Genomic DNA, 20,508 nt, shown 5'->3' on the forward strand with positions numbered 1-20,508 from the left:
GTAGTATATGGCGATGTCAGGGTATGCGATTGATCGACATGGAGTCAAATTGATAATAAGACTGATTCACCGCCTGCGCATACGCCCGTTCAGCGATTGGGGCAAGCAGGTCCCAGGAGTACTGCCGGGCAGCGTACTGCGCACCAATGCCCAGGCGTTGTCGCAGGTCTGCATCGCCGATCAGTCGCAGCACCGCCTCCGCCAGCGCCCCAGGATTCTCCGGCGGCACAAGCCAGCCACTGACCCCGTGCTCCAGATATTCGGCTGCCTGCCCCACCCGACTGGCGACAATCGGGAGACCGGCGCCCATCAATTCGAGCAGTTTTGCCAGACCGCGTGCACGGTTGATCAGCGTATCCCGCATCGGCATAAGCGCGACATCGGCTTCTGCCAGCGTCGCCGGGATGTGATCCGGCATCAACCAGCCACGATAATCGACGAAGGAAGCGAGACCGGTACGTTGAACCAGTCGCAGCAACTCGTTCTCCTCGCCACGTTCGCCCTTGCCGACGATAATCAGGCGCACATTCGGGCAACGGGCGGCAACCCCGACCAGCGCCGCAACGACCTCGCGCACATCGAGTTCCCAGAAGCGGGTGTAGAGGAGGAGGTTGAAGGTTGAAGGTTGAGGGTTGAAGGTTGAGGGTTGAAGGTTGAGGGTTGAAGGTTGAGGGTTGAAGGTTGAGGGTTGAAGGTTGAGGGTTGAAGGTTGAAGGTTGAAGGTTGAGGGTTGAAGGTTGAGGGTTGAGGGTCTGACGCCGTTGGGGAGGTAGAAGACGCGATCAGGCGCGATGCCCATGCTCCACACCAGCGTCTCGAGTGCGCGACTGGCAACGGTGATTGCGTCAGCGCGACGCAGCAGATCGCGCTCCTGCCAGGCAAATAGCCGCTTCGCCGCTGATGGATAGGGGAGCAGATCATTCCAGCCGCCGGGACCCTCCCAATCATCGGTATCCACCACCAGCGGCAGCGCCGGACGAAGGTGATGCAGCGCCAGCGCCGCCAGACCAGCGTACCCTTTCGGTTTGAAGAGATGCACAACATCAGGACGTTGCCGCAGCGTCGCTTGCAGCAGCGCCAGCGTCTGCTGCGCCACGCCTGGCGCTCGCGGCGCGGCAGTATGGATCACCGGCACTCCCTCATATTCGACGCACGTTGCAGCATCATCGGGGTTATGCACCGGCGGCGCAACGATGACCACCTGATGTCCGCGTCGCACGAGCGCCTGCGCCAGCGGCAACATACGCGCCGCCAGCGTCCCTTTCGGGCGGATGCCAAATGGAGCAAGCATCACAATCCGCATACACCAAACCAGTCACTCAGCGGACACGTCTGAATGCGCAGACGGCGCAATCCTGGACAGCCTTTGCATCGTTTGCCGGGCATTATAGCCGCTGGCAATGCATACCGGAACAGCCCGGCTGCGCGCCGGGCAATTGCCACCGATGCCCATATTCTCGATCACAGCGGTGCGAATCCTCATCGTATGATGGTGCATCATACGATGAAACCCCGTGAACGCTGTTGACGATCCCTATCCCTTCGTGTACAATGGTGCAAGCCATTGAAGTAATGGCGATTGCTAACCAATCCTTTACTCCTGAGACCCGTAAGGAGCCGGGCAATGCCTGACGAGCGTGGCAGCGCAGATGAACCTGAGGCGCGATACTATCCTAACCTTATCGGCCGCCTGTATCTCATCAGCCTCGAAGACGTCATGGGCAGAAATGGCGTCAATGCGCTGTTGAATCTGGCCGGAACCCGGCATCTGGTCAATAACTACCCGCCGAACAATCTTAAGCGAGAATTTCCGTTCTCGGATTTGTCGGCGATCTCCAAAGCCACGGAGACGATGTACGGGCCGCGCGGCGCCCGTGGCATGGAGTTGCGCGCCGGGCGCTATGCATTCAACCTGGGGCTGAAAGAGTTCGGTCCGCTCCTCGGTATGGCTGACCTTGCGCTGAAGCTCATGCCGATGACGATGAAGATGAAGATCGTCCTCAACGCGACAGCGCAAACCTTCGACCGCTTCAGCGATCAACCGTCGCACGTCGAGGAGCGTAAAGGGCAATTCCTCTACATTATCGATAAATGTCCGATCTGCTGGGGGCGCAAATCGGATCGTCCGGTCGGGCACCTGGCGCAGGGCATCCTTGAAGAAGCGCTGACCTGGGTGACGGGCGGGCATTCCTTCCGTATTGAACAGACCGAGTGCCAGGGTATGGGATGCGAACGCTGCATCTTTGCGATTGACAAAGATCCTGTTGACTGACCGTATCCTGGCGGAAGAGTCATAGCGCTTTTCGGAGGTGTGGTGTCTTGCGCAATGGAGAGGGGACGGGCACGCTCCGAACCTCCTGAGAAGCACACGGTGCGGTTGACCGACTACGTTGCGTCGCGTCTTCCACAGCGTGTGTTTCTTGTGATTCCCCGTCCCGCACAATAAAATTGCCTGGTTTTGGCGCGTTTCCACGACTTCCCGACGCGTAATTCGACTGTAATCTCATGCCCTTGAAGGGACACTTCCCTATTCTGTATAGTACAGGGCAGAGACCGGAAGGAGGATCGCCCACTCCATGATCTCCGGCCATCGTAGCGGGGAGTCACATCTATGAAACGCATTATTATCCGCGAGCACACGCTCATCCCCCCGTTTGGCGAGCCGGCGCGCGACCTGCGGGTGCTGAACAAGCCACTCTGGGTGCTGCAACGCGACTTGCTCGCGCCCTACTGCCGTGGCGCGCTGGAAGTCGATTCGCTCGAAGAGATTCCGCCTGGCAATGAAGAATTGTTCGTCTATCGCGACAATCTGTTTTTTAACGAATACCTGATCGCTGCGTTCATTCGCATGGCACGCTCGTCGGGACGCGCCTGCCGCATTGCGTTTGCACGAGACGACGCTGCAATTGTCACCCATGCCCTGCATCTGCAAGAAGGCATTCGCCTGGACGAGCGTCACGGCGTCTATGTCGCCGATATGTTCTACTTCCCGCGCGGTCCTGACGCCGATCCGGAGCCGCTGGTGATCGATACGCTTCCGCGTGAGATGGGGTACTACCATGTTCCCAGTTATATGGCGCGGCACGGCGATCTGGTGTTTCAGGTGCCGATGCGCGCCTTCCTGTCAATCGAGAACTGGGTGCATCTCTTCCTGGCAAACTCGCCGTTCGGCGTCTTCTCGTGGGGACGCATCCACGAACAACTGGTGGAGGAAAGCTGGAAGGAAAAGATTGCCGTTTCGCTGACGACGCTTATAGAACGTCTCAATCCCTTTGCACCGCCCTGGCGCAACCATTTTCTGTCCTGCTCGCGCCTGGTGAAAATCGGCAAGAACTGCTCAATTGACCCGACGGCAATCATTCACGGACCGACCGTGATCGGCAACAATGTCTATATCGGCGCTGGCGTAGTCATTACGAATAGTCTGATCGGCGATAATGTCAACATCATGCAGGGATCGCAGGTGATGTTGAGCGTAGTGAGCGACCGCTGCTACCTGCCGTTCAATGCCGGTCTGTTTATGACGACGCTGATGGAGAATTCGATGGTCGCCCAACTCAGCTGCCTGCAACTATGCGTGGTGGGAAGGAATACGTTCATTGGCGCTGGCAATATCTTTACCGATTTCCATCTGCTGAATCGCCCGATCCGCACCTTCCATCGCTGGAAAGGCGCCGAGAAACCGGAACTGGTTGAGGTTGGACTGCCGGTGCTGGGGTCGGCAGTCGGGCATAATGTCAAAATCGGCAGCGGTTTTGTCGTCTACCCCGCACGTATGATAGAATCTAATACCGTGCTGCTCTATTCAGCGCCGGACACCGCCATCGGGCACAACGTCGTGCATCTTGCCAGCGATGATGACGATGTGGACGAGAGTGGCGAGCCGCGCCGCACCGTCTATCGCTGGCCGCACCGTTACGATCTTGCGAACCAGAATGGCGATGATGAGCCGCACGGTCCGATGCTGGTGTCTATGTCGTTTGCGCCAACTGTTCCCGCGCGACGCTAGGAGGCTATTCCGTGAGCAAAGAAAAAATCCTGGTCGTCGAAGACGCCCCCGACATCTCCAGTCTGTTGAAGATCTACTTTACGTCGCAGGGGTATGAAGTGATGACCGCGCTTCGCGGTCAGACCGCGCTCGAAATCTGTCGTAAGACGCCGCCCAATCTGGCGCTGCTCGATGTCAATCTGCCCGATATGGAAGGGTATGAGATCGGCAAGGCGCTCCGCCAGAGCGCACGAACGCGCCATATTCCAATCATCTTTCTGACGGCCCGCGGCGAGAAGCAGGATCGCCTCAAGGGGCTTGGCGAAGTTCAGGCAGAGTACTATATCGTCAAACCCTTCGATATCGAAGAGGTGCATACGATTGTCAAAGGCGCCCTCGACCGCGCACGTCAGAAGAACCTGACCCATCCGGTGACCAACCTGCCGACCGCCGAGTTGATCAATGAGCAGTACCGCGCCCTGCTGGCAACCAGCGGTTGGGCGCTGGCGATGGTGCATATCAACGGCTTCGAAACGTTCACCCAGTCGTATGGCGCGATGGTGGGCGAAGAGGTGTTGAAATTCACCGCGCTGCTGATCAGTGAGGCGATCAATGAATTGGGACGTCCCGAAGATTTTGCCGGGCAGATGATCGTCGGTCCGTCGTTTGTTATCACATCGGCGCCTGATACTATTCAGGCTATCTGTCAGCGCCTGTGCGATCGGTTCGATGCGGATATCGGGTTGCACTACGATTACAAGGATCGCCGCAACGGCTACATCACGATCCAGGGAGAGGACGGCAGCGTGCGCCAGTTGCCGTTGATGTCGCTTTCGATCGGCATCCTGACCAGCGACGACGGTCCGTTCTACGACATCCGCGAACTCAGCGAGAGCGTCGAGGAAGTCCGGCAGCGCGCCCTCACCGAAGCCCGCGAGCAGGGACGCAAAAGCCATATGAGCATCGGACGGACGTGAGAGATCATCGGCGCAGGCGAATAAAAACCGTGCTGTCGCCGGGAGTGCAACAGGTCCCCATCAATGGACGCCACAACTGTTACGTCACCGCAGGTCCGCGCATGGGAGATTCTCACGGGGTTGGCGGAATACGGCCGATCCGGATGCGGCAGTGCGCAGGACATGGTTCAGCGAATCGCCGAACTGGGGCAGGATCATTTACCCTGCCCGTGGGGCGTTGTTGCGGTGCAGTTCGCCGGAGCGATGGCGAGCGCCGGTTGGGGGATCAGTCCAGAGCGGCGGCAGCGCCTGATCGAGCGCACGGTTCCAATTCCTGACCAGACAATTGAACTTCCGCTCTATCATCGTGATGAACTGGCTGGCTTCCTCTGGCTCGGCATGCCCGCAGCCCACCACGAACAACTCGCGCCCGGTTTCCTCACAACGCTGCGCCATCAGATCGAACTCCTGATCACGCTGCTGCACCGCGATGCGGCAGCGCCGGCTGCGCATCTGGACGGATCGCGCGAACGCCTGTCGTTCGATCCAATTGAGACCCTGCGCGCCTTCAGTCTTCACCTGAGTTCCGGTCCTGCACCCGACGATCTTCCGGATGTGGTGGTCGAGTGGGCACAGCAACTCGTGCCCTGCACTGCCGCAGCGATCACCTGGATTGACCCTGAAACGGGACGCATCACGCAGGCGGCAGCAGTTGGCGCCGCCTTTGCGACGCCAGTGCATCCGTTCAACGACCACCAGACGTTGAGTGAGTGGGTCGCACAGTATCGGCGAGCGCTCCGTCTTGATGATATGCGCTCCGCCACCTTCGCCGATGGACGATCGATTGGGGCGTATCTGGCACTGCCGTTGCATGCGGGCGATCAGGTCTTTGGCGTTCTCGAACTGGTGGATGTGCAACCAGGACGCTTCGGCGAACAGGAGGAGCGCCTGTTGACCATCCTCGCAGCGCAGGCGGCGCAGGCGCTTGCCAGTGCGCAACGGTATGCAGCGGACGATGAACATCTTCAGACGCGCCTGGTGCAACTGCGGTCGCTGCAACGCATCAGTCGAGAATTGACATCGACGCTCTATCTCCACAACATCCTCGATTTTGCGCTGAAAGAGGCGCTGCGCGCCACCCGCGCCACCCATGGATACGTTGCACTGCGCGGTTATACGGTGGAGCGTGAAGCATTCGAGATGGAGCAGTCCGATGCGATCAGCGTCGCCATTACCCCGCAAACCTATATCGTCCTGCGTTCAGTCGGCGAAAATGGACCGGTGCGCCTGATCGTCGCCGGAGGGTACAGCATTGAAGAGGAAGGGCGACTCATCAATGTTGCACTCGATGGTGGACGAACCATTGCAGAAGAGGTGATCGCCAGCGGCGAAGCGCGGGTCATCGATCATTTGGCGCACGATGATCGTCCGGCGCTGATCGGACCGTTCCCCCTGGCAACGCTGGCAGTGCCGATCTACTACGAAGAGCAGGTGGTCGGTGTCATTAATCTGCACAGCACGCGCGCGCATGTTTTCGACCGCGACGCGCTCGATTTTATGCGCGCGGTTGCCGATCAGATTGCACTCGCCATCGGTAACGAAGAGCGATACCACGAACAGCGTCGCCAGCGCGACCTGCTTGCTCAACGCGCCACAACCCTCAACGAGGTGCTGCGCATCGGTCAGGAGATGCGCGCCGACCGTTCCCTCGACGATGTGCTGGAACAGATCGCATTCAGCGTCGCCGAAACTGCGCGGTACCGCACAGTCGCGTTCTACCTGATCGACAACGATGATCGAACAACGGCATCGCTGGTTGCTGCCGCCGGGTTGCCGTTGACCGAGATCGAGCGTCTCCGCCTGCGTCGTTTGCCGATGTCCCTGATCGAGCGGTTGCTCGATCCGCAGTTTCGCGTCGGGCGAAGTTTCTTCGTGCCCGGTCGGCGTATGCGTGAGCTGTTCGATGAAGCCGATCAGCGTCTGCTGCCAACCCTCGAAACCGGTGAAGCACGCACGCCGGATGAGTGGCAGGCGGACGATCTTCTGATCATTCCCCTCTATCGCAGCCGGTCGCGTCTGGTCGGGATGATGGTGGTGGACGAGCCGTATGACCGTCATACTCCAACGCCGCGTTCGGTCGAAACGCTCGAAATCTTCGCCGATCAGGCGTCGATAGCCATCGAAAATGCCATGCTCCTGCGCGAAGCCCGATCGCAGGCGGAACAGATGGCGTCACTCTACCGCGCCAGTACGGCAATGGTCTCGTCGCTCGACCTTGATGATCTGCTCGAACGGATCTATGCCGAGATCATCGCGCACGTCGGCGTTCCGTCGTTCTGCTTCGTTGCATCGTACAACCAGTCCCGCGATGAACTCCGCTTCGAGATGTTCAAGCGTGAGCGCGAGACGGCAACGCACCTGCATAAACGCACTCTGCCACGGAGTGGACTCAGCGGATGGGTGATCGAGCACGGCGAAATGCTCTACATCAAGGACTACCTGGAAGAGCAGGATCGCCTGCCAGCGTCGCCGGTCAATCTGGGAGAAGCGATCCGCTCATGGGTCGGCATCCCGTTGATGCGTCAGAACCAGCCGATCGGCGTCCTTTCGGTGCAGAGTTTTGAGCCGCACGCTTTCAGCGAGCGCGATGTGCAGTGGTTGTCGACCATCGCAAACCAGCTTGCCGTTGCGCTATCGAACGCTCAACTCTTCGCCGAACGCGGACAACGCATCAATGAACTGAACCTCATCAATCATATCGGGCATATTACCAGTTCGACGCTCGATATCGAGCGGATGTTCACCGGAGTCTACGAGGCGCTTGCCGGTTTCCTGCCGATCGATGTCTTTGCTGCGTGCCTCTATGAAGCGGAGCGCAATATCATCGGCAATGCGTTCATCGTCGCCGGCAACGAGCGCTCCTATCGCTACATCGGTCGCGCTCCATCACCGGAAAGTCTGCTCAGGCACGTTATCGCAGCACGGCAATCGGTGCGTCTGGAGGATATGTCCCCGGCGTCAGTCGAGGTCTGCCTGGACTTCATTCATCTCATTGACCCCGGACAAACCCCGGCATCGTGCGTCGGCGTGCCGCTGGTGGCGGGTGACAAGGAAGTTGTCGGGGTGCTGACATTGCAGAGTTCGACGCCACGCGCCTACAGCGACCGCGAACTCGCTTTCCTGAGCACAGTCGCCGTGCAGGTGGCGCTTGGCGTGCAGAACATCCGTCTGTTCACCGAAGCGCGCGATAGCGCGACTGCGCTCCAACGCAAAGTCAGCGAACTGTCGACGCTGCTGCGCACGGCGCAGGTGCTCAGTTCGTCGCTCAAGCCAGAGGATGTGTTGCAGTCGCTGATGGCAATCGTCGCCGGTCAACTACGCGTTGATACGGTAGCGCTCTGGAAGATCGACGCCGATGGGTTCCTTACCCCGGCTGCCATGCAGGGCATTCCGTCGGAGATGGCGCGAGTTCTGCGCGTCCCACTGGGCAGGGGATTAACCGGGCGCGTCGCTGCCAGCGGACAACCGCTGGTGGTGGCGAATGTAGATGAAGATGGCACATCGCTCTACCCGGATTTCAATCGTGAGCATCAGTACACATCGTTTATGGGCGTGCCGGTTGTGTACCGCGAGCAGACGATCGGCGTGCTCAGCGTCATGACCGTTCAGGAGCGCGAGTTCGGCGCCGACGAAGTGGCGTTGCTTGCAGGTATCGCCGACCAGGCGGCGATTGCGCTGGAGAACGCGCGACTCTTCGCCGAACGCGAGCGGCGCATCGCGGAACTGACCACGCTGAACCGTATCAGTCAGGCGATCAATGTGTCGCTCAGCACCGAAGAGATCCTCGAAGCGCTCCATCGCGGCATGAGCGAGGTGCTCGATACCTCGCAATCCTTCATCGCTCTGTACGACGCGAAGACACGACGCCTGACGTTCCCGCTGGTCTATGAACATGGTCGCCGCGCGCCTGACCGGGAAAAAGAAGTCATTGTGATCGACGATCTGATGGGCGGGTTGACGCCGACGGTCATTCTTGAACGCCGACCGCTGCTGCTCCGCACGCAACAGGAAGTCGAAGCCGTCGCCCTCCTCCCCTACAACTGCGACGATCCGCCGATCTGCTCCTGGCTTGGCGTGCCGATCATTCAAGGCGACGAGATCTTCGGCGTGCTGAATGTGCAGAGCTACGAGCCGGGCAAGTTCGACCAGGATGCGCAGCGCTTCCTGGTCACCGTCGCCAATCAGGCCGCGATCGCGTTGAGCAATGTCCGTCTCTTCCAGAGTGAACAGGAACGCCGTCGGGTCGCCGATACGCTGCGCGAGGTTGCAAAAATACTGACCGGTACGCTGGCGCTGGATGAGATTTTTGCGCTGATCCTCGACCAGCTGGCGCGGGTGGTTCCCTACGATACGGCATCGCTCATGCTGCGCGAAGGAGATATGCTGCGGATCGTGGCTGCGCGTGGCTTCGATGAGTCGATCCAGGAGCGCGTTGAACACCTGCAACTGCCGCTTGATGATGATCCGTCACTGGCGCGGGTCGTGTACACCCGCCGTCCGCTCGTCCTTGCCGATGCCCGTCAGGCGCCGTCTTCCAGCGTCGATGAGGGCACCGAACATATCCGCGGCTGGATCGGCGCACCGCTGATCGTCGGCGACGAAGTGATCGGGGTGCTCAACGTCGATAGTACCATCGTCGGCGCCTACGACGAGGAGGACGCACAGATCGCATTCGCGCTGGCAAGCCAGGCAGCCCAGGCGATCCACAATGCGCGCCTGTTCGCCGAAGTGCAGCGTGCGACCGCCGAACTTGAGCAACGGGTCCAGGAACGCACGGCAGAACTCAAGCAAACCAACGACCAGCTCGCCGCCGAGCGCGACCGGTTGCAGGCATTGCACACCATTACCCTGGAATTGACTGCCAGCCTCGACCTGCAAACCACGCTGAACCGTGCGCTGGAACTGGCTTCCAGGGCCGTTGGCGCCCGGCGCGGTTCGATCATGCTCAAGGACCTCAAAAGCGGCACCCTCATTTGCCGCGCCGTCCTCAACACCGATGGTTCGGTCGAGGCAAAGCACTTCCCTATCTCCTTTGGGGACAAGAAGGGACTCTCCGATTGGGTTATGCGTCATAAAAAGGCGGCCTGTATCGGCGATGTGCTCCAGGACAATCGCTGGTTACAGGAAGAAGGACGCGCTGAAGATGTGCGTTCGGTCATTGCCGCCCCATTGATGGCGCAGGAAGATCCTATCGGCGTGCTGATTGTGACCAGCGCAGAGACCAATTTCTTCAAGCAGGATCAGATGCAGTTGCTGACGACGATCGCCAACGAGGTAGCCATTTTCATCAACAATGCCACGCTCTATACCATCATCAACGAAATCGCCACCGAGCGCAGCGATCTCTTGTTGCAGCAGCGCGAGGAAAACAGTAAGAACCAGGCAATCCTGCAAAGCCTGGGTGAAGGCGTCATCGTGGTTGATGGAGGGCGGAAGATTGTGCTCTACAACGCGGCATCCGAGCAAATCCTGGGGATACCGGCAACGTTCGTCGTTGATCAACCGCTGACGCGGATCGCCGAGTACCACAACGGCAGCACCGTCGTCGAACGTGCAAAACGTATCTATGAGGGCTTGCAGCAGGGATTGCAGGCGTTGACCGAGACGCCGAAGAACCATAATCGAGTGCTGGAACTTCCAGAGCCGACGCAGTCGATCATGCTGAATTTTGCACCCTGGGTCGGCCCACGCAATGCAATCTACGGTAGCGTCATCGTCTTGCACGATATTACCCGCGAAGTCGAAGCCGACCGCGCCAAGCGCGACTTTATCTCCAGCGTTTCTCATGAATTGCGCACACCGCTCACCTCGATCAAGGGGTACGTCGATCTGATGCTGCTCGGCGCCAACGGACCGCTCAACGAAGAGCAGAAGAAGTCGCTGGGCGTTGTCAAGAACAATGCCAACCGGTTGATGGACCTGATCAACGATATTCTGGAGATTGGTCGGATCGATAGCGATAAAATCCAGCTCACCTTCGAGAAGGTGGTCATCGGTGATATTTTCCGGGATGTGGAACAAACGTTGCGCGCCGAGATCAAACGGAAACGCCTGTCGTTCACCTTCGATGTTGCCGCAGACACGCCGCCTGTTTTCGCAGACAAGCGCCGTCTGACGCAGATCGTGCTGAACCTGGCGTCGAATGCGGTGAAATACACCTATCCCGAAGGGATCGTCAAACTGCGCGCCGGGTTGAACCCGGCAGGTCTGCTGCAGGTCGATGTCATTGATAATGGCGTCGGCATCTCGCCAGAGCAGCAGCAGCATTTGTTCCGCCGTTTCTACCGCGCCGACAACCCGCTGCGCGATGAAGCCGGCGGCACGGGATTGGGGCTGTCGATCGCCAAATCATTCGTCGAACTGCACGGCGGTCAGATGTGGGTCGAAAGCGATCTCGGCAAAGGAAGCACATTCAGTTTCATCATCCCGCTGAGACCGTCCACATCAGAAGCATCATCGGAGATGCCAGAGCAGAGTTGGTCATGAGCGCGATCCATATCGACAACCGATTGGTGCACTATGAGGTCGTCGGTCGGCGCGGCGCACCGGTGATCTTTCTGCACAGCTGGCTTGGCTCGTGGCGCTACTGGCTGCCGACGATGGAGCATGCGTCGGAACGCTACCGAACGTTCGCTCTCGATTTCTGGGGGTTCGGCGAGTCTGACCGACGTGATGGAGCGTTTTCAATCGCCGAGTATGTCGGCATGGTGATAGACTTTATGAACCACCTTGGCATCGCAAAAGCGACCCTGGTGGGGCATGGATTGGGCGGCATGGTAGCGCTGCGCGCCGTAAGTCAGCATCCGGATCGGTTCACGCGCCTGATGATCGTCAGTACGCCAATCCAGGGTGCGCAGATTCAGAACCACGTCAAGCCGGGCGCCCTGTCACGCCTCCTCGGACGCGCCGCCCCTGGCAATGTCTGGACGCGGTTGATGCGTCAACTCAATGTCGATTATCCGCAGATCCTGAACGAGATTATCGAGGACACCGATAGCCTCTCCGAAACGGTTGTTCAGCGTGTCATCGCGTCGGTTGCCGAGACCGATCTGCGCGAAGACCTCGAACGGCTGGAGACGCCGTTGCTGGCGGTGTTCGGCGAGAAGGATGCGATCGTGTCGCCTGATCAGGCGCGCTTCCTGCACGAAGACCATGCCTCAATGCAACAGGTTATCAAATTGCCGCGATCCAACCATTTTCCCTTCCTCGATCAACCGAATGTGTTCAACCGCCTGTTGATGGATTTCCAGGCGAGCAATGGAACGCAGGTGGAGATCAAGACGGAGTGGCGGCGGCGGGTGAGTCAGCTGGAGTATATTTGATGATGACATCCACGATGGACGCGCTGGTCTGGCTCGGACCGCGCAGGATGGAACTGCGTCGCGAGCCTGCGCCAACGCCGGAACCGGGTGAGGTGCTCGTGGCAGTGGAAGCGGTTGGCATTTGCGGGTCGGAACTGAGCGGGTACCTTGGCCAGAATAGTTTGCGAAAACCACCGCTGATCATGGGGCACGAAGCGGCGGGGCGAATCGCCTTCGACAGTGATGCCGCGCTGAGCGACGGGTCGCCAGCGCGCGCTGGCGTGCGCGTAACCTTCAACCCGTTGCTGACGTGCGGCGCATGTGATCGTTGCCGGGCGGGAAAGAGCAACCTGTGCCGCAACCGACAACTGATCAGCGCCCATCGCCCGGGCGCATTCGCCACCTACGTGGCAGTGCCAGCAGATCTCTGCATCCCTCTGCCCGATCACGTGTCGCTGACGCTGGGATCGCTCACCGAACCGCTGGCGTGCAGTGTCCGCGCTGTAGCGCACACCGGAACGCCGGAGCGCCTGGCTATTCTTGGCGCCGGTCCGATCGGGCTACTTTGCCTGGTTGCTGCGCGTGCCGCGGGGATCGAACACATCCTGATGAGCGACGTCTCCGATCGGCGACTGGCAGTGGCGCGCGCCTGGGGTGCAACTGTAACCATCAATGCACGTCATAACGTCCTCAATGCAGTGCAGGCATTCGCTCCCGGCGGCGTCGATGCCGTCATCGACGCAGTGGGTCTCACCGTCACCCGCGATCAGGCAGTGCGCGCCGTCACCCCTGGCGGACGTGTTGTTTTCATCGGGCTCCACGAAGAAGAGTCGATGCTTCCTGCCAACTACATTGTGCGCCAGGAAATCACCGTGACCGGCAGTTTCACCTACAGCGACGCCGATTTTGCGCGCGCGCTCGCGCTGCTGGCAGAAGGGCGCGTTTCGCTCGACGGCGACTGGCTCGAAGAACGACCACTGGCGGCAGGACCGGCAGCGTTCGAGGAATTGCTGGCAGGCGCAACACGCGCAGCGAAGATCGTGCTGCGCGTCGCGTGATACCACTCGGGTAAGGTCGAACACTCCCTGGACAACCGCAATGAACATCGCACTTCCCACGTGGCGACCGAAATGAATTTCGGTCTACGCTCCGCCGGAAGCGGGCGCTCGGACACCCGCAATGAACATCCCGCTTCCCACGCGGTGACCGAAATGAATTTCGGTCTACGCTCCGCCGGAAGCGAGCGCTTGGACACCCGCAATGAACATCCCGCTTCCCACGCGGTGACCGAAATGATGGTCTTTGAGAAATAATCCGCCATAGCCCGCGCAGGCAGGCTTCACCTTGCATAGCCGAGGGCGTATGGTCTTTGAATAAATAATCCGGTATAGCCCGCGCAGGCGGGCTTTGCCCTGGTTAGCCGAGGGCGTATGGTCTTTGAATAAATAATCCGGTATAGCCCGCGCAGGCGGGCTTTGCCCTGGTTAGCCGAGGGCTTCAGCCCCACGGCTAGCGCAGTATAGCGGATTTAATTTTCAATCTCCATCAGCTCCACGGCTCGTTCGGTAGAGCGGATTTATAGCAGTTCTCACAAAGATCGGTCTTGTCGGGCAGGGTTGCACCCGCCATCGAGCGCAGACGCCTTGTGCATCATCCCTCCGCGTGCTCCGCGTCTCCGCGTGCATCGAACCGGCTCACGCGGAGTAACTGTGTTGCTTGTCAAGGGGCGCTCGTATGCACAGCCGGATCCCAGGGCTTTTGCTGACGCAATATTGCGCCGAGAATAGTCAGCAGCTTGCGCATCGCAGCGACGATGGCGACCTTGCGCGGCTTGCCAGCTTGACACAGGCGCTGATCGAAGGCGCGCCTGACCAGACGGCGCCGCGTGGCCGCCAGGGTCGCCATGTACAACACGCTGCGCACATCCCTCCTGCCGCCGGAGATATGCCGGGGTTTGCGCTGTGCGCCGCTCTGATTGGCATACGGCGCAACGCCCACAACGGCCGCCGCTTCCTTGCGATTGATGGTCCCCAGTTCGGGCAGGCGGAGCAGCAGGTTCAGTGCGGTGATCGCGCCGATGCCGGGCACGCTTTCGAGCAGCTCCCGTTTCCGGCGCACCTCGTCGGTGCGCTCCGCCTCGTTGTCGCGTTCCTGCTCAAGCGCACGGATCTCCTGATCCAGCCAATCAATATGCTTCTGGATGCCCGGGCGGAGGTTCGGCGCGGCAGCCGTCAACCGATTGATCTCAGCCGTCCGCATCTGAATCAACTGCTCCCGCCGGACCAGCAGGTCGCGCAAGGATGCGCGCTGCTCGTCCGTCGCTTGGTGGTGCGGCGGGCGCACCCGTTCGGCAAAGCGGGCGAGCAACCGGGCATCCAGGCGGTCGGTCTTCGCCTGGCGTCCTTCCGCGTGCGCCAGGGCGCGCACGCGGCGTGGCTGCACCCGCGCCGTCGGCACGCCAGCCTGGAGCAGTTGGGCGAACACCATGCGCTCCAGCCCGCCGGTCGCCTCCAGCACAATCAGGGTCGGCTGCAGGCGCTGGAGTCGCGTGACCAGGAGCTGGACACCTTCGTCGGTAGACGGTATCGTCTCGCGTGGCGCGTGCGGGTCGGCGCCAAACGCCACATCCAGCGTCTGTTTGGAGACATCAATGCCGATAAAGAGCGACTCACGGGAAGCCATACACAGAACCTCCTGAGGAAAACGGCGCCAGCCTTGCTAGCATATGCGGGTTTGAGGGCCCAGATAACTGTTCGGCTTGGTCGCGTTGAAGGACACGGCTACCCAACACTCCGCGGCGATCTCGTGAACCTGGCGCAGAACGGTATACCGTGTCCCGTTAGATTATACTAGGCGCGGAGGCGCGGAGATGGGGAGCGCAGTTCTCACAAATCCTGTTGGACGGGGCTGCGCCTGTCGCTGCAAGCGGGCGCCTCGCGCGACACGGCGCTCCCAGACAGGGTTCAACGTATCTGAGAACTGCTATAATGCTCAATTTCCATCAGCCCGACGGCAAAAAGTGAACAAATTATGCGGGCAGGAGAGGGCGGCGCCGCGCACGGACATGGTTCTCGGAGAGAGACAATCGGTTTCCTGCCTCCCGTGAAAGAAAGAACCCCTTCTATCTTCGTCTCTGTGACGGGAACATGACAACCCCTCGTCAGGAAAAATCATCCGACGACGGGATAAGAATACAGGCTTCTTCTCATTGTGTTAGAATTGTGTTTGATATGTGTTAGAAGTGTAAAAAACAGGCATAAAACCGGGTTATCAAACCTCACGTTGCCTTGCGCCGCCGTGAGGTTTGTGATATACTGGGAACTGCAAGCGATGAGTTCTTTTATGAAGAAATAGATCGGATTTCCCGGAAAATACCATTATTATCCAGGGAGGTCGACTATGGGCGTGTTTCTGGCGGCTTTCTTCACCATCGTGCTCATCGTTGCTACCGTCTTCTTCCTGTCCATGATCATGTCGGGGAGACCAGAATCCCGGTAAAGGAGTGATGGTGCATCACCGCACATGATCGCCATCGGTGACGCGGGGAGAGGTTTCTGCCTCTCCCTGCGTTCTTTATTCCCGTGCGCTTTTGCCCCTCATCCCCCCGACCCCTTTCCCCCACACGGGGTTGAAAGGGGGGGGATTTAGGGCGATTTCAGGCATTGGGACGGGTCATAGATATGCATGGTTACGCTGTCACCTATTTTGGGCAAGGGCTCCGGGCGCAACCACAAGCGGACCCAACAACGCCCTTGCGCCAGCAACCAGCGCAGGCGCCGACCTGCCCCCCGCCGGAGCAGGCTGATCACCCGCTGCGCCGTGCCGCTCCAGCGACGGCGCAGCGGTGCGCCCGTCGTCGGCGGCGCCCGCCGCAAGCGACCGGGCGGAACCCCCTGCGGTTCTGCATCGTCGATCCGCGTGCCGACGGCCACCGTCCACCGCGTGACCGTCGCCACCACCAGATACTGCCAGGCCACCGCATCCGGGTCCGTCACCTGACCGCGTTGCCAGTCCCAGCCCATCGACGTACTTTGGCGGAAGCCCGCCTCGTCCCAACTGCGCAGGGCATACCACGCGGCATCCACCCGCGCGGGCGGCAGATCGGTCAGCAGCACCCACGGTTCCGCATGGCCGGCGCCCCACGCCACCGCCAGCGTGCCCGCAATCCGCTTGGGTGCGTGCGTGAAGGCGACCCCCGCGCCCACCCATCCATGCCCCGGTCCGGGCGCCAGACGCAGCACCGACTGGCGCACCTGACCGGTCGGCGCGAAGGTCGACGTGGGACGCACCCGCATGATGGGATGGACCTGCTGCGACCGGATGGCGTGCCACCGCCGGGGGCTCCACAACCCCTGATCCGCCAGCGTGAGGACCTCCTGGTCGAGCGGCAGCGCGCTGCGGGCCCAGCGCAGCATCCGCTCCCAGTGCGGTTCCCACGCGCCCGGTTGGTTCGCCGGGACGATCACCCAGGCGACCGGCAGGGCAGCGCCCCGATAGAGGACGCTCATGCGCAGCAGAACGACGTCAGCGCGCCGATGGGAGGCATCCAGCCCGAGCACGAGCGGTCCGCCGGTCCAGTGCGCGCGAATCCAGCGGAGCAGGTCGGCGCCGCACGCCAGCGGACTGACCACCGGTGGCGCACCCGCCGCAGGTGGGTCGGCGGTGTTTATGAGATGGGCCGGGGCGGCGATCCAGGCGTCCCAGGCGTCCGCCAGGGTGGCGGCGCGGGCGATCCCGGCAGTGGCGAGCGCCGGCGCCAGCGCGGGACGATTGGCGCTCCCCGCCAAGAGGGCGCCCAAGACCCAGCGGGCCAGGGCGCGGCGCCAGTGACGCGACAAGCGCGGGAAGAGGGTCTGGATCTGCTGCTGCAGCAACCGTTCCGTGGGCGTGCGGGCCATTCCATCCTCCGTGTCTCGCGATCCTTCCATGATCATGATACCGACGGATCGGCCCGTGCGTTCGGTGGAACGGAAACGGTTGACAATCTGCCTGCGAATCCCCCCCCTTTCAACCCACAAGGGGAGAAGGGGGAGTTTGGGCGTCCAGATGCCTGAAACGGGAGATGGCACGCAGGGGCTTCCCAAAAAACCTATACCTGTGCTCTCCCCAACCCCCTTCTCCCACAAGTTTAGGGGTGGACAGAACATTTGAGCAAAGATGCGTTTTCTGGTGTTGCGATGGGCAATCCGTCCTCACCCTCGACCCCTATCCTGCACTGCGGGATAGAGGCAAATCTGAAGCACGTCTACCGCGTTGTGATACTGTCTGAGGCAGGCATCGTGTTCTACCAGCTTTGATGTGAAGGGAATTGCGGCGTTCCGATTGGCAGATCATCCCCGTAATGATACGCTGTTGCCAGAAAGAAACTACCTGACAGAGAGATGGTTGCCATGGGATGGCGCGACGAACAGGCATTCTTTGACCGTCTGGCTGACACCTGGCCCCACGCCAGAAACTGGTTACGAATCTTTAACCCCCTGACGTTGCCTCTTCTCCCCATGCGATGAGACGATATGCCATAATGACAATGGTCTACACAGGACACTCGCGTAAAGCATTTGTCCACGTCCTGTGTATTGTATGCGCCGTTTTGACGCGGTGCGCTCTACGTGATATGCTGCACCGGCGTTGACTCATCTGCTATCATTCGGACAGAACAGCGCAGCGCTTCCGCAGAGCGGCGGCAATCCTCAATGAGCGGTGATGATCCGGTTTTGTGCGACCATCTCTTGTTTCTGGCCATGAGGCCCTGGGGAGCTCCGTATGACCGAAGCCTTCCGTGAGATTTACTGGAATGTTGGCGAGACGGTCGGCTCGCTGACGGTGTATGGTTCTGCGCTCATCGTGCTGGCGGTGATGACGTGGGGAGTGCTGCGCGACGTCAATCGCTGGCGCAAAGGGCGCCCCGATATGCGGATCGACAACCTCCGCAAACGCGCAGTCGAGTTCGTAGTGCAGGTGTTCGGGCAGAAAAAGACGCTCAAAGACCGGCGACCGGGCATTATGCATGCCATCGTCTTCTTCGGTTTCATCGCGCTCTTTATCGGCACCGACATCATCGCCGTCGAAGAAGATTTTACCGTGCCGCTTATGGGAGAGAACGCCGGGAAAATCCTGGTCGGTGAGTTCTACAAGAACTATGAGCTGATCATGGATTTCATGGGGTTGCTCTTTATCGCCGGTCTGATCTGGATGGCGTACCGTCGCTACACCAGATACCCCGACCGGCTGCACAACCGGCGCACCGATCTGTGGGCGCTGGCAGTGCTGGGGTACATCGGCTTCAGCGGGTACTTTATCGAGGGGTTGCGGCTGGCGAACCAGACGATCGGCGGCGTGCCGGTGTTCACCCAGGATTGGGCGCCGCGTGCGTTTGTCGGCTATGGACTGGCGATCCTGTTTCGCAACATCGGTCTCGGCGATGGGAGTCCGGTCGGATTGGGGTTGCACCTGTTCTTCTGGTTCAGTCACACGCTGGCATCGTTCGCGTTCATTGCGTCGATACCGTTCTCGAAACTTCAGCACATCATCTATACGCCGCTCAACACATTCTTCCGCGATCTGGAGCCAAAAGGGGCGCTGACTCCCATTCCCAATCTGGAAGCCGAAATCGAGAAGGACGAACCGCGCCTCGGTGTGGCGACGCTGGCGGATTTCACCTGGAAACAGCGGCTCGATTTCGATGCCTGTATGCAGTGCGGGCGGTGTCAGTCGAAGTGTCCGGCATACGCTTCGGGATCACAACTGTCGCCCAAGTTCCTGATCACCAAAATGGCGAACCTGCAACGCGGCGAACCGGTGCTGTTGCACGACGGCAGCCTGGGGCGGGCGCATACGGTTTTGAGCACCGACCAGTATAACGAAGCGCCTAAACCAATCGCCGAGCGCACGCCGGTCTATGCAACGATCGAGGGTGACCGCGAGACGCTGCCGCTGGTCGAACACGGAATCTATACCGAGAACGAGATCTGGTCGTGTACGACATGCCGCGCCTGTATGGAAGAGTGCCCGGCAATGATCGAACATGTCGACCTGATCGTTGATGTGCGGCGCAACCTGACCATGATCCAGAGTGAGGTGCCCTCGAATGTCAAGCGTGTGCTGGAAGGCATCGAACGCGCTGGCAATCCGTGGCGCCTGCCAGCACGTGAGCGCACTGCCTGGACGGATGGGCTGGACGTGCCGACGATGGCGGAGAAGGAGAGCGCCGAGGTGCTGTACTGGGTCGGATGCGCCCCCGCCTATGATGAGCGCTCGAAACGTGTCGCCCGCGCGATGGTGCAACTGTTGACCCGCGCTGGCGTCGATTTTGCGATCCTCGGCGAGGAGGAGAGTTGCACCGGCGACCCGGCGCGCCGCATGGGAGAGGAACTCCTGTTCCAGGCACAGGCGCAGACAAATATCGAAACCATGCATCAGTACAGGTTCAAGAAGATCGTGACAACCTGCGCACACTGTTTCAATACGATCAAGAACGAGTATCCGCAATTTGGCGGGCGCGCTGGCATCGATTATCAGGTCGTTCACCATACCGACTTGCTGGCGCAACTGGTGCGCGAAGGGAAACTCACACCGAAACGACCGATCAATCAGAAGGTCGTCTACCACGATCCATGCTATATCGGGCGCTACAATGATATTTACGACTCGCCGCGCGCAGTGCTGCAAGCCATTCCTGGCGTGCAACTCGTCGAAGCGCCGGATTGGAACCGTGAACGGGCGATGTGCTGCGGCGGCGGCGGCGGCAATGTCTGGATGGAAGGATGGGGCAAGCGTGGCGTCAATGCAATCCGCCTGGAGCAGTTGATGCAAGAGAAACCGCAAACGCTGGCGCTCGCATGTCCGTTCTGCATGGTCATGTTCGAGGACGCAGCAAAGAATGCCGGTGTCGATGAGCAACTGGCACGGAAGGATATGGCGGAATTGCTGCTCGAGTCGCTGGATGGGGAGAGCTGAGAACCAGGAACCGAGAACCAGGAACCAGGAACCAGGAACCAGGAACTGAGAACTTGAGAACTGGGAACGGAGAGTACGGTCGTTCAACTGGGGGCGTTCACACCGGGGCGTGACCTCGATCCGCTTTCCACGCGGGCGCAGTCGCGCCCCTTCCACATTTCTGCCGCGAAACAGGCGCTGCCGATGATGTGGCGTTCGCACTTTCCGCTGCGGGTGTGGGTACGCTCCTGCCGTCTGGTGCGCCACC

General features: G+C 60.2%; 10 protein-coding genes. 7 read left to right on the forward strand and 3 right to left on the reverse strand.

Features of this window, described 5'->3' with window-relative positions:
• Positions 1-16: 16 nt before the first annotated feature.
• Complete coding sequence (locus tag ROSERS_RS22870) at positions 17-1,303, reverse strand: glycosyltransferase family 4 protein (protein ID WP_011959117.1); 1,287 nt, start codon at positions 1,301-1,303, stop codon at positions 17-19.
• A gap of 321 nt (positions 1,304-1,624) precedes the next feature.
• Between ROSERS_RS22870 and ROSERS_RS22875 the strand changes: the two genes are divergently transcribed.
• From ROSERS_RS22875 to ROSERS_RS22900, 6 genes are all read left to right on the forward strand, one after another.
• Positions 1,625-2,272 (forward strand): 4-vinyl reductase, encoded by a 648-nt coding sequence (locus tag ROSERS_RS22875; RefSeq protein WP_011959118.1) that lies wholly within the window; start codon positions 1,625-1,627, stop codon positions 2,270-2,272.
• 339 nt (positions 2,273-2,611) lie between these two features.
• Entirely contained in the window at positions 2,612-4,009 is a 1,398-nt protein-coding gene (locus ROSERS_RS22880) for a multidrug transporter (protein WP_011959119.1), read from the forward strand.
• A gap of 11 nt (positions 4,010-4,020) precedes the next feature.
• Positions 4,021-4,965 (forward strand): GGDEF domain-containing response regulator, encoded by a 945-nt coding sequence (locus ROSERS_RS22885; protein WP_011959120.1) that lies wholly within the window; start codon positions 4,021-4,023, stop codon positions 4,963-4,965.
• A gap of 162 nt (positions 4,966-5,127) precedes the next feature.
• Positions 5,128-11,490 carry a GAF domain-containing protein gene (locus tag ROSERS_RS22890; RefSeq protein ID WP_232282717.1) on the forward strand — a complete coding sequence of 2,121 codons (6,363 nt, stop codon included), beginning with the start codon at positions 5,128-5,130 and terminating at the stop codon, positions 11,488-11,490.
• Positions 11,487-12,326 carry an alpha/beta fold hydrolase gene (locus ROSERS_RS22895; RefSeq protein ID WP_011959122.1) on the forward strand — a complete coding sequence of 280 codons (840 nt, stop codon included), beginning with the start codon at positions 11,487-11,489 and terminating at the stop codon, positions 12,324-12,326. The genes ROSERS_RS22890 and ROSERS_RS22895 overlap by 4 nt, the downstream gene beginning before the upstream one ends.
• Positions 12,326-13,363, forward strand: coding sequence for a galactitol-1-phosphate 5-dehydrogenase (locus ROSERS_RS22900; RefSeq protein WP_011959123.1), 1,038 nt, complete (start codon positions 12,326-12,328; stop codon positions 13,361-13,363). Before ROSERS_RS22895 ends, ROSERS_RS22900 begins: the two co-directional genes overlap by 1 nt.
• Before the next feature lie 661 nt (positions 13,364-14,024).
• On the opposite strand, the gene ROSERS_RS22905 is transcribed toward ROSERS_RS22900, so the two are convergent.
• Positions 14,025-14,987 (reverse strand): IS110-like element ISRfsp2 family transposase, encoded by a 963-nt coding sequence (locus tag ROSERS_RS22905; RefSeq protein WP_011959124.1) that lies wholly within the window; start codon positions 14,985-14,987, stop codon positions 14,025-14,027.
• A 962-nt stretch (positions 14,988-15,949) separates the two neighbouring features.
• Positions 15,950-17,104, reverse strand: a complete 1,155-nt coding sequence (locus ROSERS_RS22910) for a transposase (RefSeq protein ID WP_232282718.1) — start codon at positions 17,102-17,104, stop codon at positions 15,950-15,952.
• Between the two features lie 964 nt (positions 17,105-18,068).
• Between ROSERS_RS22910 and ROSERS_RS22915 the strand changes: the two genes are divergently transcribed.
• Positions 18,069-20,261: a heterodisulfide reductase-related iron-sulfur binding cluster gene (locus ROSERS_RS22915; RefSeq protein WP_011959126.1), complete on the forward strand. Its 2,193-nt coding sequence runs from the start codon at positions 18,069-18,071 to the stop codon at positions 20,259-20,261.
• The last annotated feature ends 247 nt before the right edge of the window (positions 20,262-20,508 follow it).

Origin of the sequence: Roseiflexus sp. RS-1 (genome assembly GCF_000016665.1) — a bacterium.
Lineage (GTDB): Bacteria > Chloroflexota > Chloroflexia > Chloroflexales > Roseiflexaceae > Roseiflexus.

Excerpts from the sequence above, each read along its gene's own strand:
- ROSERS_RS22870 (WP_011959117.1), bottom strand. The coding sequence starts at position 1,303 with ATGCGGATTGTGATGCTTGCTCCATTTGGCATCCGCCCGAAAGGGACG.
- ROSERS_RS22875 (WP_011959118.1), top strand. The coding sequence starts at position 1,625 with ATGCCTGACGAGCGTGGCAGCGCAGATGAACCTGAGGCGCGATACTAT.
- ROSERS_RS22880 (WP_011959119.1), top strand. The coding sequence starts at position 2,612 with ATGAAACGCATTATTATCCGCGAGCACACGCTCATCCCCCCGTTTGGC.
- ROSERS_RS22890 (WP_232282717.1), top strand. The coding sequence starts at position 5,128 with ATGGTTCAGCGAATCGCCGAACTGGGGCAGGATCATTTACCCTGCCCG.
- ROSERS_RS22895 (WP_011959122.1), top strand. The coding sequence starts at position 11,487 with ATGAGCGCGATCCATATCGACAACCGATTGGTGCACTATGAGGTCGTC.
- ROSERS_RS22900 (WP_011959123.1), top strand. The coding sequence starts at position 12,326 with ATGATGACATCCACGATGGACGCGCTGGTCTGGCTCGGACCGCGCAGG.
- ROSERS_RS22905 (WP_011959124.1), bottom strand. The coding sequence starts at position 14,987 with ATGGCTTCCCGTGAGTCGCTCTTTATCGGCATTGATGTCTCCAAACAG.
- ROSERS_RS22915 (WP_011959126.1), top strand. The coding sequence starts at position 18,069 with ATGACCGAAGCCTTCCGTGAGATTTACTGGAATGTTGGCGAGACGGTC.